Raw genomic sequence first — 12,367 nt, forward strand, 5'->3', positions numbered from 1 at the left:
CCATGACATACGGATTTAGAGTCAAACTGAGCTGGGATCGTACCGCGCCGGAACTGGTGGAATCGTTCCGCAATCTTCCGGTCGCCAATGTCAGCGATTCCATGTCGCGCATCTGCGCGCTCGGCGCCGATCTGAGGCCGATGCATCGATCCGGCAATCTCGCCGGTCCGGCGCTGACTGTCAGAACACGCCCCGGCGACAATCTGATGTTACACAAGGCGATCGACATGGCAAAACCCGGCGACGTGATCGTCGTGGATGCTGCGGGCGAAACGGCGAATTCGCTGATGGGCGAGCTGATGCTAGCCCATGCGATCCGCCGTGGCGTTGCCGGCTTCGTGATGAACGGGGCGATCCGCGACGCCGAGGCTTTCCTGGAGCGCAACCTGCCGGTCTTTGCCTGCGGCGCAACGCATCGCGGCCCCTACCGTACCGGACCGGGCGAAATCGGTTTTCCGATTGCGATCAACGGTTCCGTCATCGAGCCGGGCGACCTGATCCTGGGCGATCTCGACGGCGTCGTTTCCGTACCCAAGGCGAATGCCCCGGAAATCCTGAAGGCTGCGATCAAGAAGCACGAGGCCGAAACCCGTCAGATGGTGGAGACCGAAGCCGGTACCGTCAATCGCGAGTGGGTGGACAAAGCTCTGCAGGATGCAGGCTGCGAATTCATCGTCTGACGGCGATTCGACTGGGAAATTGCGCCACGTCGGCGCTAGGACCAATCGACAATCAGGTTGCGGGCGCGGCGCGAGCGAATTTCGTGGATGGCAAGGAGAAGCGACCGAGGTGGAGCATAACTCCACGAGGGCGCTTCGACGCCGCAAGGCACGAAATCCGCCGCGTCCCACGCTGCGCCAGCCGGCCCGAAGGCCGGCTAAAGGACGCAGCGCTCCCTGAAACACGCGCAATCCTTTCCGAAAATGCTGAAGCATTTTCGGGGTTGCGCGTGGGATATGGTTAAAATCGCCCATTGCCGCGTCGCGAAACCTTGATGGAGTTCGGTTCCACCATTGGTTTCGCTCCTGGAACTGAACGATTTTCCCGCGAGAGGCTCTTCGCCGAAGCCCGCCAGGCATGGATGCAGCTCCATCGTCGCGTCGAGCGCGCAGGGCGCGACCAGCAGCGCGCCTTTAATCCTGCGTGCGATCCGACGCCCGGCATAGCTTGCCGCCAGGAGGCAGCCCAGGCTATGCGCTACGAGAAAGGCGCTTCCGGTTTGCGAAAGCGCCTCATCAAGTTCCCGCTGCCAAACCGAGAGAACCGGACAGGCCCAATCCATTTGTTCGACGACCATCGAATGTGGGCGCTCGCGCGCCCAGATCCGCTGCCAATGCGCGTTGGAGGAACCATTCAACCCTGGAAGAATGAGCGTCGCTGACATGCTGACTCCCTAAATCGTAGGGATATGAGTTTATCTCATGCATCGAGGCAGTCAGCGTATGAAAAGCCAAAAGCGACAAGATCGTAGATTTTTCTCCCGCCGCAGAGCGCTCATCCGCCAAATGGTAGCCGCCGCTTGCCGATCGCGCTTTTCTGCCGACCCAAATGCAAGTACGGCATTCCAGGAATCGCTGCATTTAAGATGTATTTTCTCATTTTCCGGCGGGAAATTTAGAATAATGGATTTATTTTTCAAATCCGCACTGAATTCGATTGAGCCGACTCGTACAATAATATAGCGATTTGTGGATTAACTGACCCTAGGAGACAGCTATGACCGACAGCATCGAAAACGCAGTGGTTTCCGCTCGCCTGGGCCAGCTCCCCACCTCCTGTTGCCACTCCCCTGCCTTGCGAATGCAAAGCGTCGATGACGCCAGCCATCCGGTAAGACAATTCCAGACAGGCCTGACAGGGCGGAGTGACCAACATGAACAGACAGGTTATTGAACACGCCGGCCTCCCCGTCGGCATAGCAGTCCGGCAAGACGATCTATACCGCTTTATCGCCGTCAAGTTTCACGTCATCGATCTCGATGAGAGGCGCTTCGCGAGCCTGAACGAGCTCAAGGCCGCCATACGCGATCACGTGAACCATAATACCGCCCTCGCGGCATGACTGAAGCGCTGCGGCGACAAAGCAAAGATCTTTTCCTTTCCGCAGGTTCTATAGAATTTATCGCGTCGCGCACCCCATCGTTCTCGTGGACTGTCTGGCCGGGATGAGATCATCCTTCTCTACATCTTCCCACGAGAACGAGTGGAATAATCGGGCATGAGCGCTGCATCGGACTTTCTCTGGTACATACCCAACGACACCAAGGCCGGTCATCGCGGCGATGCGCCGGTTGAAAACCATAACAGTCTCGAAGCACTGCTGGCCCAGGCGACCGCGATCGAGGAACACGGCTGGAAGGGCGCTTTGATCGGTACCGGCTGGGGCCGCCCGGATACGTTCACCGTCGCGGCGGCCCTTGCCGCCCGCACGCGTACATTCGAGCCTCTGATCGCGGTCCGTCCCGGTTACTGGCGGCCGGCGCAGTTTGCCTCGGCTGCCGCCACTCTCGACCATCTGACCAATGGCCGCGTGCGGGTCAACATCGTCTCGGGCAAGGACGATCTCGCAGCCTATGGAGACAATGAAGGCAATCAGCAACATCGCTACGCCCGCACCAAGGAATTTATGCGGCTGGTCCGCAGATTGTGGACCGAGGAAAACGTCACTTACGCCGGCGAGCATTTCCAGGTCGCCGGCTCGACGGCCGAACCGCGCATCCAAACCCGGGGCCAGCGGCGCCATCCCAGGCTCTATTTCGGCGGCGCTTCGCAAGCAGCCGAACACATTGCGGCGACCGAAGCGGATGTGCAGCTCTTCTGGGGCGAGCCTTTGGAGGATATCGCGGCACGGATCGAACGGCTGAGAACACTCAGCGCCACGCTCGATCGCGACCTGCCGCCATTGGAGTTCGGCCTGCGCATCACGACGCTGGTGCGCGACACGACCGAACAGGCCTGGACAAGTGCCGAGGCGAAAATCGCCGCCATGGCGGCGGGTACGGCCGGCAGTTGGCAGGATCATCGCCGCGCGGTCGCCGTAGGGCAGCAACGCCTGTTCGAACTGCAGGAACGCGGCGATGTGCTGGACGACAATCTCTATACGGCGCCGGGCAGGGTCGGCGGCGGCGGCGCGGGCACGACGTGGCTGGTCGGTTCCGCAGAAGATGTTGCCCGCTCGCTGCGGAGATACCGCGAGCTTGGCATATCCCATTTCATCCTGTCCGATACGCCCTACCTGACCGAGATCAAAAGGCAGGGCGAGCAATTGCTCCCCCTCCTGCTCGATCGCTGACCGCCGCCTGTCACCGGTTGCCTGCAGGACGTTTTACTTCACCACGGAGCGCGATCAGGCAGACCGTTTTGGCCGCCAGCGCAACAGATAGGACTCCAACGAATAGGCCAGCCGGTTGAGCGAAAAGCCGACCAGGCCGAGAATGATAACGCCCACCATCACCATGGCCATGTCAAAACGTTCCCGGCCGGCAATGACAAGCCCCCCGATGCCAGGCCCGACCGCGAGGAAATATTCCGCCCCGACAGTCGCCAGCCAGGAATAGATCAGCCCGAGATGCACGCCGGTGGCGATCGACGGCATGGCGGACGGGAGATAGATGCGCAGGATGCGCTGGCGCCGGTTGAATTTCAACGCACGCCCGACCTCCAGCAGATCCGTCGGTGCGGCGCGCATGCCGTCATAGGTATTGAGCACGATCGGGATGAACGCCGCGAGCGCCACGAATACGATCTTTGCCTGTTCGCCGAAACCAAACCAGACGGATATCAACGGGATCCAGGCAAGCAGGGAAACCTGCTTGAGGCCATTGAAGGTCGGCATGACCAGCCGGTCTGCGATACGAGAGGATGCAACCACCGCGGCGAACACGATGCCGATCGCGGCCCCGATCAGGAAACCGGTGAGATTGCGCATGAGGCTGAAGGCAAGATCGCCGCTCAGATCGTTGTCGATCAGTTCGCGCTTTGCCGTTAGCACCACGTCCTTGAGTGAAGGCAAAAACCGCGGGTCGGAAAGTCCCGTCCGGTTGGAGATTTCCCAGGCAAGCAGCAGCAGGATGGGGAGCGTGATGCCGCGGCGCAGGCGAACGGTCCTCGATGACGTCGTCATTGTTCCGCCTCTCCTTTTTTCCAGCGCTGTAAAAGCTTCTCCATATTGTTCAGCCCCGCATCCATGACGAAGCCGATCAACCCGATAACGATCATCGCGACGATGACGGTATCGAGCCAGAACATCTGCCGGCCCCAAACCAACAGGTAGCCCAGGCCTTCGGACGAGGCGAGCAGTTCGACGCCAACCAGTGAGGTCCAAGAATGCGTCAGTCCATAGCGGATGCCGGTGAAGATCGAAGGAATGGCAGCCGGCAGCACAATCAGCCGGAGTTCCTGGCCGCGCCCAAAGCGCAGCGCCCTGCCCACTTCCAGATAGCTCGGCGGCACATTACGAATGCCCGTGAACGTATTGAGCGCCATGGGGACGAAAGCACCCTTGGCGATCACAATGATCTTCAGCGTTTCGTCGATGCCGACGAGCAGCATCAGAAGCGGAATCCACCCGAGCGTCGGGATCTGGGCAAATGCCAGGAAAAGCGGTTTGACGTAGTCTTCAATCCGCTCGGAAAGGCCCATGGCAATCCCCAAGCCAAGGCCCAGAACGGCTCCGATGGCAAATCCGAAGACGACACGCCGCAGGCTGACGGCCGTGTGATAGAGAAGCTCGCCACTGGCAACCATGTCACGCGCCGTCTCGTAGACGTAAGCAGGCGGCGGCAGGATCTGTTCGGCGAGCCATCCCCTGTCAGAGGCCAGCCACCAGAGCGCCATGAGGGCAACCGGCAGGATCAGCGCTGTCAGCGCGATGCCGATCCGTCTGCGCGACGGCCATGACAGCGAAGAGCCGGCATGGCCCGATGGTTCTGAAATCGCGGCCATGCCGTCTTCCTCACCCCTTGGCGGTCAAGGCTCACGATGCGAGCGGCTTGCCATCAGCGCCGTAGGCCTGCCAGAATTTCTGCAAACCAAAACGTTCGATGGCGCTGTTGAGATATTTTGGTTCGAACCAGCCATCGAGATCGATGACGCGGCGAATAAGGCCGAATTCCTTGCTCTTGACGCCCTGCTCGGCATATTGCGACAAAAGAAGTTCGTCGAGCAGCGGCGAGTTGCGATAGGCAAGCGTGTCCTTGCTGAAGTATTCCTCCAGGATCGGAATCGGCGTACCGGACTTGTGCCAGAGTTCGAACAGCGCGGCGCGATTGGGCTCGTCCGAAGACCATTGCGCCGCCTTGACGAAAGCATCGATCACGCGCTGGGTGATTTCGGGATGTTCATCGATAAACGCCTGACGGCCGATGATGCCGGCATTGCGGCCGAAGCGCGGATCATCCCCCTTGGTCGTGTAGACGACGTCGGCCGAGCCCTTGGCGGCAAGATTGATGAGCTGGGTATCACCGAAGGCGGCGTCGATATCCTTGCTGGTCAACGCCGCCACCGTGCCGGCACTGTCCAGATTCACCACCTGGATGTCGCGCTCCTTCAGTCCGTGGGCCTCCAGCACCTTGATGGCTGCGAGGTGGCCGTTGGTACCGCGTTGAAAGGCCACTTTCCGGCCCTTCAGGTCTTCAATCCTGGTGATGCCGCTATCTTTGGCGACGGCCAGATAAAGAGGTTTGCGGGCGCCGCTGGCCATCAGGTATTTCGTCTTGAGCCCGTTGGCGCGCCCGATCAGGGACGGCAGATCACCCTGATAGGCGAAATCGAGCTGGTCGTTGGCGAAACCTTCGTTGACCGCCGGGCCTGCCCCCTTGAAAAAGGTCCACTCGATCTTGATGTTCGGATCGTTGACGAATTCCTTCTCGAGGAATTCGCCAGCCCTCGCCGTGGCCGCAGACGTGCCTTCGGCGAAGGGGCGGTTATCGACGCCGATAGCGGCATAACCGACATGGATCACCAAGGGATCTGTGGCCTTGGCGGAGGCTGTGGCAATGCCGATGGCGATGCCTGCGCCGGCGACCAGGCGCAACAGGGTCGTGAATTTCATCATTCTATCTCCTTGAGAAGGGATCAACCGGCGGCGACAAGCGGGCGGCGGTTGGCGGAAACGGGCTCATCGCCGTGGTCCTGCAGGGGGATCGCACCGGCGCGTATCGTGCCGTTGAGACTATCGAGAACACGGTTGCGAACGGCGGCGAGTTCGGCGGTGGTGCGATCGCGCGGCCGTGGCAGATCGACCGGAACGATATCGCGGATCCGGCCCGGCCGGGGCGACATGATCACGACGCGGTCGCCGAGATAAACGGCCTCGTCGACGTCATGCGTCACCAGAACCATGGTAATGCGCTCCTTGGCCCAGATGACCTGTAATTCATCCTGCAGCCGCGTCTTGGTGATGGCATCGAGGGCACCGAACGGCTCATCGAGGAAAAGCACGTTGGGCCGGTTGACCAGTCCCCTCGCAATGCCTGCACGCTGCGCCATGCCGCCGGAAAGTTGATGCGGATAGGCCTTGGCGAAACCGGAAAGGCCGACGAGTTCGAGATGCTGTTCCACCAGCGTCTTCTTTTCAGCCTTGCTCAATCCCGAATTCTCCAGGCCGAGCGCTATATTGCGCTCGATGGTCAGCCAGGGAAACAGACGCGGCTCCTGGAAGACCATGCCGCGATCGAGACTGGGGCCGTCGACCAGGCGACCGGCATGACGGATCGCGCCGCTATGCGTCGTGTCGAGGCCGGCACCGAGACGCAGAAGCGTCGACTTGCCACAGCCGCTTGCCCCGACAATGGTGACGAATTCGCCTTCAGCGACATCGAGCGTGACGTTGTCGAGCGCGGTCAGGCTTTCGCCGTTGACATGGAACTGGCGCGTGACGTTCCTGATTTGAAGATGGGTTTCGGATGTCATCTGTTCTCCTATTCCGCGGCGACCTGCCTGCTGGCGGGATGACGGGGAATGTTGAGACCGAGATTGTCGCGCAGCGTGCTGCCCTCGTATTCGGTGCGGAAAAGGCCGCGGCGGCGCAGTTGCGGCAGGACGTGGTCTATGAAGTCGGTAAGGCCGGCCGGCAGATGCGGCGGCATGACGTTGAAGCCGTCGGCAGCTTCCTCGCGAAACCAGGCCTCCATCTGATCGGCAATCTGAACGGGCGTGCCGACGATCTGCCAGTGACCCCGCGCGCCTGCGATACGCAGATAGAGCTGGCGAATGGTGAGGTTTTCGCGTCGCGCCAGATCAAGCAGCAGTCTCTGTCGGCTCTTGCTGAGATTGGTTTCCGGAAGCTCCGGAACCGGCCCGTCAAGCGGGTATTGCGAAAGGTCGGTGCCGCCGGCCATGCCATGCAGCAGAGACAGGCCGACGACAGGATGGATGAGCTCCTGCAGTTGCTCGAACTTCTCCCGAGCCTCGGCTTCACTGCGCCCGACCACCGGAAAGATGCCGGGCATGATCTTCAGATCCTCGCGGTGTCGGCCGTATCTGGCAAGGCGCCCTTTCAAGTCCGCATAGAAGGTCTTTGCATCCTCGATCGTCTGATGCGCAGTGAAAACGACCTCGGCTGTTCTTGCCGCAAGTTCCTTGCCGGGTTCAGACGACCCGGCCTGCACCAGAACCGGATGGCCCTGCGGTGCGCGTGAGACGTTCAGTGGCCCGCGTACCTGGAAATGCTTGCCCTTATGGTGAAGGATGTGCTGCTTTTCCGGTTCAAAGAAAATGCCGCTTTGCTTGTCGCGCACAAAGGCATCCTCTTCGAACGTATCCCACAGACCGCGCACGACATCGGCAAATTCCTCGGCACGTTCGTAGCGCTCATCATGGGCATAATGTTCGTCGCGCCCAAAATTCTGTGCTTCGTGGTCGTTGGCCGACGTCACGAGGTTCCAACCGGCGCGACCACCGCTGATATGATCAAGCGAGGCGAACTTTCGGGCGACGTGATAGGGTTCGTTGTAGGATGTCGAGGCCGTCGCCACGAAACCGATCCGGCTGGTCACCGCCGCCAGCGCTGAAAGCAGCGTGATCGGTTCGAACTGGGCGACATAGCGTTGGGCGGTGCGACTTAAAGCATCGATATCGTCACCGCGTGTTCCGACACCGTCAGCCATGAAGACAAGATCGAACTTGGCGGCTTCGGCTGCCTGGGCAAGGGCGACGTAGTGGGCAAAATTCGATCCGGCATCGGCCTGGGCCTGCGGATGACGCCAGGCCGCGATATGATGCCCGGTCGGGTATAGAAATGCTCCGAGCTTCAACTGATTTTGCCTGCCGGCCATAACTGCCTCCTGGTTGCAGGGTGCAAGCTAACAGGAATCTACTATTTCTATAGAAATTATGTTCTATTTAGAGTATCGAGTTTAAACTTTTCTCATCACGCGAGAACGAGCCCCACAGTGACCACCCGGGCGCGACCGCTGAAACCTATGCCCGGGTTCTATGCGGCGGGACGGGTAAGCGAGGCCGAGGGCGGCTACCGCGTCGATACCGGACCGAATTCCGCGTCGCGTCTTTTCGTCGATACCCCAACCGCGCAAAAGCTTTTCCCCGGTCTCGATATCGAAGGCACCCCAGTCAATGGATTTGCCGCGCTTCGCATCCAGGTTGGCGATATCGAGCGGGCACGCGCCGCGCTGGCCAATAACCGGGTCGCTTTCGTGCCCCGCCAGGCGGGCCGCAGTCGGACCTCACGAGGCAAGCGGCACGGCCATCGAATTTACGGCAGACTAGGAAGAAGAGCCGCGGCTAGATCGCCTGTTTCCAACGGAGCAAAGGCGATAGCCGCCACAATGCCTAACCGCGGCCCGGCCTTCCAGGCCTGTGGGCCGATCCCGCCTCAATAGACCGGATACATGCCCCAGAAGAAGGTTTCCGGTTGAGTTTCAAGATCGTCGCGTTCGTCGTCATCGGCACGAAATCGCGCAGCCTCAGTCTCCCCGATGGTATCCTCCTCCTGCGGAGGCGGGCGCCGGGTCAGGCCAAAAAGGTCAAATCCGAATATTGAAAAGCCGCTGATGGTCATCGTCCGTTCTCCGGTTGATCCTTCATCCATCTTGCAGCGTTCAATGGCTCCAGGTCAATTTAGTCTACAATCTCTATATACTAAGTTCCTCTCCGGATCTGAGAAATTCCCGCGAAATTTAACGGGCTTACGAAAACGCATTCTTTGCAAGAGGCTTCGCATCCCTGCAGCTAAAAAATCATTCCCATTCTGCATTATCGGTGCTGGGGTGCGCCCAAAATGAGGAACAGGCCCGCAAGGGGCAACTATTTGCCCTCGGGCGATACGGCCGCAATAACTTTTCCCTCAATGTCGGAAAATAGTATATAAAATTTGTAGATTATAATCCTGGCGCCCGATTATTATCCCCCATCAACTGACGACCGAGCGGATGCTCATTTTGGCGCCGCATCCTCCCTCCTTGTGACACATGTCCACCGTCAGGCGATCGCAATATCCGGGATCTGGCTCTCACGGGGACCATGTCCCACCGATCGCCTGCCCCTTTGCGAGTATCCTGCATGACCACGACACCCGACGAGACCGTCTCCCTCCCCGACATTCCAGACCTTATCCGCAGCTATCATCCGGATCTCATCGCCATCCGGCATGATCTGCACGCGCATCCAGAGATCGGCTTCGAGGAGGTGAGAACATCAGGTATTGTGGCCGACAAGCTTTCCTCATGGGGCATCGACGTCCACCGCCACATCGGAAAAACCGGTGTGGTCGGTCGCCTGCAGGGACGTCATCCCGGCAACCGCTCTATCGGACTGCGCGCCGACATGGATGCGCTGCCGATGCCCGAGGATACCGGCCTTCCCTACGCCTCGATCTATCCCGACCGGTTTCACGGCTGCGGCCACGACGTCCACACCACAATTCTTCTGGGCACGGCGCGCTATCTCGCCGCGACACGGGATTTCGCCGGCACCGTCACATTCATTTTCCAGCCCGCCGAGGAAGGATTGGGCGGTGCGCGTGCGATGATCGCCGATGGGCTTTTCGAGCGCTTCCCCGTGGACGAGATCTATGGCTTGCACAATTCCACCCAGTCGCCGCCGAACCACCTGCACGTCACCGCCGGATCGATTCTCGCTGGAGCCGATTTCTTCGACGTGACCTTCAAGGGCAAGGGCGCCCATGGCGCGCATCCCGACGTCGCGCATGATCCCATCCCGGCGATCACTGAACTCGTGCAGGCGCTGCAGACGGTCGTCAGCCGAAACGTGACGCCGACGAGCCCCGCCGTCCTGTCGGTTACCAAGATCGGTGGCGGCTCGGCCTATAACGTCATTCCGGAGACGGCGAGCGTCGGCGGCACCATCAGGGCCTTCTCCGACGAAGTGCGCCAGCTGATCCGCAAGCGCGTGGCGACGATCGCTCAAAATATCGCGGCTGCACACGAACTTCGCGCCGAGGTCGATATACGCGACATTTTTTCGGTTCTGACCAATCACCCGGATCACGTCGAGATCGTCGCCGATGTCGCCCGCAGCGTACTCGGCCGGGATCAGGTCTCTACCGCGCCGAAACAATCGATGGGAAGCGAGGATTTCGCCGACATGCTGCGGCACGCGCCCGGCGCCTTCTTCACGCTCGGCCATTCCGGCAACGTGCCGGCCCACAATCCCGGCTTCGTCGTCGACGACGACATCCTTCCCGTCGGCGCCACGCTTTTTGCCCGGCTGGTCGAAACCCGTCTGAAGGCCGCCTGACACCCTTCTTCCTCCGATTTGAAAAGAAAAGGAACGATCCATGCGCATTTCCAGACGTCACGCGTTGCAGCTGTCCGTAGCCTTCGGGGCCAGCATCCTTCCCCTCAGCCGATCGTTTGCGCAATCCGCCGCCTCGCCCAAGACGGGCGGCGTTCTCACCACCATTGCCGTCGGCGAGCCGACGACGCTCGTGCCGCTTCTTGATTCCAACACCCGCACGCGGGTGATTTCGACCAAGATCCTCGAGGGTCTCGTCAGCTTCGACGACAAGTTCAATCCTCGTCCGGTACTGGCGGCATCGTGGTCGGTTTCCGACGACGGGCTGCGCTATACCTTCAACCTGCGCCCCGGCGTCAAATGGCATGACGGCAAGGACTTCACCTCCGCCGACGTGCGTTTTTCGCTGCTGGCGTTCAAACGGGTGGGGCCGCGCGGCCGCATCACCTTCGCCAATGTAACCGATGTCGAAACACCGGACGCACATACCGCCGTGGTCGTGCTGTCCAAGCCGACACCGTTCCTGTTACGGGCGCTGACCGGCGGCGAAACCCCGATTCTGGCGGCGCACACCTATCCGAGCGAGGATTTCGCCGCGAGCCGCAACGGCAGCAATCCCATCGGCACCGGCCCCTTCGTCTTCCAGGAATGGGTGCGCGGCAGCCATGTCACGCTTGCCCGCAATCCGGATTACTGGCAGTCGGGCCTGCCCTATCTCGATAGTGTCGTCGCCCGGTTCGTCGGGGATGCCGCAGCCGCGACGATCGCGATCGAAACCGGGGAGGCGCAGCTTTCCACCGACGTCTCGCTTGTCGATCTCGAACGCCTCAAGCAAAATCCGCAGATCGCCGTCGACACCTATACGGATGCCTATCTGAACAATGCGCAGGTCTTCGAGTTCAATCTCGAAAATCCGGTTCTGGCCAAGCGCGAGGTACGCCATGCGCTTGCGCATGCGATCGATCGCAAATTCATCATCGACGCGATCTATTTCGGCACCGCCAAGCAAGCCGGTTCGACCATTCCGGCCGTTTTTGCCCAATATAATGACGAGGGCCCCTTCCAGTATCCGTTCGATCCGCAAAAGGCAGCCGAACTGCTCGACGCCGCGGGATACGAAAAGAAGGGTGATGGCTTTCGGTTCAGCCTGAAGCTGGCTTTCATGCCCGGCGACGCCTTCCGCAAGACCGCGGAATATTTCCGCTCGGCATTCGCGAAGGTCGGCGTCAAGGTCGAAGTCCTGGATGGTGATCTCGCCACCTATATCAAGCGCGTCTACAACGAGCGCGGCTTCGATCTCAACCTCAACGGCATCAGCCGCCTCTTCGACCCCACCACTGGCGTGCAGCGCCTCTACTGGTCCGACGGCATCAAGAACGTCGCGCCTTACGTCAATGCCGCCCATTACAACAACCCTGAGGTCGACGAACTCTTCCGCGCGGCCGCCGTGGAGCAGGACGACGAAAAGCGGGCGGAAGTATTCAAAAAGATCCAGGCGATCGTCGGCGCCGACCTGCCGAACTTCGCGGTCATCGCTCTGCCGACCGTCATCACCCGCTCGGCTACGGCAAAAGACGTCGTCACGACCATCGACGTTGCCTCGAGCGATTTCGCGCGGGCATGGCTCGACCAATAGCCAAACAGGAAGGGCCGG

The 12,367-nt window shown here is 60.4% G+C and carries 12 protein-coding genes; 5 read left to right on the plus strand and 7 right to left on the minus strand.

Features of this window, described 5'->3' with window-relative positions; all coding sequences use genetic code 11:
- Positions 1–2: 2 nt before the first annotated feature.
- The gene (locus ACE04I_RS12325) at positions 3–680 is read left to right on the plus strand and encodes an RraA family protein (protein ID WP_487207115.1); all 678 of its coding nucleotides are present in this window, start codon (positions 3–5) and stop codon (positions 678–680) included.
- A 197-nt stretch (positions 681–877) separates the two neighbouring features.
- Here the strand turns inward: ACE04I_RS12325 and ACE04I_RS12330 are convergent, their stop codons facing one another.
- Positions 878–1,384: an RBBP9/YdeN family alpha/beta hydrolase gene (locus tag ACE04I_RS12330; RefSeq protein ID WP_487207116.1), complete on the minus strand. Its 507-nt coding sequence runs from the start codon at positions 1,382–1,384 to the stop codon at positions 878–880.
- Positions 1,385–1,873: 489 nt separating this feature from the next.
- Between ACE04I_RS12330 and ACE04I_RS12335 the strand changes: the two genes are divergently transcribed.
- On the plus strand, positions 1,874–2,062 hold the full coding sequence (locus ACE04I_RS12335) for a hypothetical protein (RefSeq protein ID WP_487207117.1): 189 nt from the start codon (positions 1,874–1,876) through the stop codon (positions 2,060–2,062).
- 156 nt (positions 2,063–2,218) lie between these two features.
- A complete protein-coding gene (locus ACE04I_RS12340; RefSeq protein ID WP_487207118.1) occupies positions 2,219–3,292 on the plus strand; it encodes an LLM class flavin-dependent oxidoreductase in 1,074 nt (357 codons plus the stop codon).
- A gap of 54 nt (positions 3,293–3,346) precedes the next feature.
- Here ACE04I_RS12340 and ACE04I_RS12345 read toward each other — a convergent pair whose 3' ends face one another.
- From ACE04I_RS12345 to ACE04I_RS12370, 6 genes are all read right to left on the minus strand, one after another.
- Positions 3,347–4,123 (minus strand): ABC transporter permease, encoded by a 777-nt coding sequence (locus tag ACE04I_RS12345; RefSeq protein WP_487207119.1) that lies wholly within the window; start codon positions 4,121–4,123, stop codon positions 3,347–3,349.
- Complete coding sequence (locus ACE04I_RS12350; protein ID WP_487207120.1) at positions 4,120–4,944, minus strand: ABC transporter permease; 825 nt, start codon at positions 4,942–4,944, stop codon at positions 4,120–4,122. Before ACE04I_RS12350 ends, ACE04I_RS12345 begins: the two co-directional genes overlap by 4 nt.
- Positions 4,945–4,975: 31 nt before the next feature.
- The gene (locus ACE04I_RS12355) at positions 4,976–6,052 is read right to left on the minus strand and encodes an ABC transporter substrate-binding protein (RefSeq protein ID WP_487207156.1); all 1,077 of its coding nucleotides are present in this window, start codon (positions 6,050–6,052) and stop codon (positions 4,976–4,978) included.
- Positions 6,053–6,075: 23 nt separating this feature from the next.
- A complete protein-coding gene (locus ACE04I_RS12360) occupies positions 6,076–6,912 on the minus strand; it encodes an ABC transporter ATP-binding protein (protein WP_487207121.1) in 837 nt (278 codons plus the stop codon).
- Positions 6,913–6,920: 8 nt separating this feature from the next.
- A complete protein-coding gene (locus tag ACE04I_RS12365) occupies positions 6,921–8,276 on the minus strand; it encodes an LLM class flavin-dependent oxidoreductase (protein WP_487207122.1) in 1,356 nt (451 codons plus the stop codon).
- Between the two features lie 557 nt (positions 8,277–8,833).
- A complete protein-coding gene (locus tag ACE04I_RS12370; RefSeq protein ID WP_487207123.1) occupies positions 8,834–9,019 on the minus strand; it encodes a hypothetical protein in 186 nt (61 codons plus the stop codon).
- A gap of 500 nt (positions 9,020–9,519) precedes the next feature.
- Here ACE04I_RS12370 and ACE04I_RS12375 point away from each other — a divergent pair, with 500 nt between their 5' ends.
- Together ACE04I_RS12375 and ACE04I_RS12380 are read left to right on the plus strand one after the other, a co-directional pair.
- Positions 9,520–10,716, plus strand: a complete 1,197-nt coding sequence (locus tag ACE04I_RS12375) for a M20 aminoacylase family protein (RefSeq protein ID WP_487207124.1) — start codon at positions 9,520–9,522, stop codon at positions 10,714–10,716.
- Positions 10,717–10,756: 40 nt separating this feature from the next.
- A complete protein-coding gene (locus tag ACE04I_RS12380; protein WP_487207125.1) occupies positions 10,757–12,349 on the plus strand; it encodes an ABC transporter substrate-binding protein in 1,593 nt (530 codons plus the stop codon).
- Positions 12,350–12,367 lie beyond the last annotated feature (18 nt).

Source organism: Rhizobium moroccans, from assembly GCF_057559155.1.

Bases quoted from the DNA above. Each gene is read 5' to 3' on its own strand.
- ACE04I_RS12325 (WP_487207115.1), top strand. From the start codon at position 3: ATGACATACGGATTTAGAGTCAAACTGAGCTGGGATCGTACCGCGCCG.
- ACE04I_RS12365 (WP_487207122.1), bottom strand. From the start codon at position 8,276: ATGGCCGGCAGGCAAAATCAGTTGAAGCTCGGAGCATTTCTATACCCG.
- ACE04I_RS12350 (WP_487207120.1), bottom strand. From the start codon at position 4,944: ATGGCCGCGATTTCAGAACCATCGGGCCATGCCGGCTCTTCGCTGTCA.
- ACE04I_RS12380 (WP_487207125.1), top strand. From the start codon at position 10,757: ATGCGCATTTCCAGACGTCACGCGTTGCAGCTGTCCGTAGCCTTCGGG.
- ACE04I_RS12340 (WP_487207118.1), top strand. From the start codon at position 2,219: ATGAGCGCTGCATCGGACTTTCTCTGGTACATACCCAACGACACCAAG.
- ACE04I_RS12360 (WP_487207121.1), bottom strand. From the start codon at position 6,912: ATGACATCCGAAACCCATCTTCAAATCAGGAACGTCACGCGCCAGTTC.
- ACE04I_RS12330 (WP_487207116.1), bottom strand. From the start codon at position 1,384: ATGTCAGCGACGCTCATTCTTCCAGGGTTGAATGGTTCCTCCAACGCG.
- ACE04I_RS12335 (WP_487207117.1), top strand. From the start codon at position 1,874: ATGAACAGACAGGTTATTGAACACGCCGGCCTCCCCGTCGGCATAGCA.
- ACE04I_RS12345 (WP_487207119.1), bottom strand. From the start codon at position 4,123: ATGACGACGTCATCGAGGACCGTTCGCCTGCGCCGCGGCATCACGCTC.
- ACE04I_RS12375 (WP_487207124.1), top strand. From the start codon at position 9,520: ATGACCACGACACCCGACGAGACCGTCTCCCTCCCCGACATTCCAGAC.
- ACE04I_RS12355 (WP_487207156.1), bottom strand. From the start codon at position 6,052: ATGAAATTCACGACCCTGTTGCGCCTGGTCGCCGGCGCAGGCATCGCC.
- ACE04I_RS12370 (WP_487207123.1), bottom strand. From the start codon at position 9,019: ATGACCATCAGCGGCTTTTCAATATTCGGATTTGACCTTTTTGGCCTG.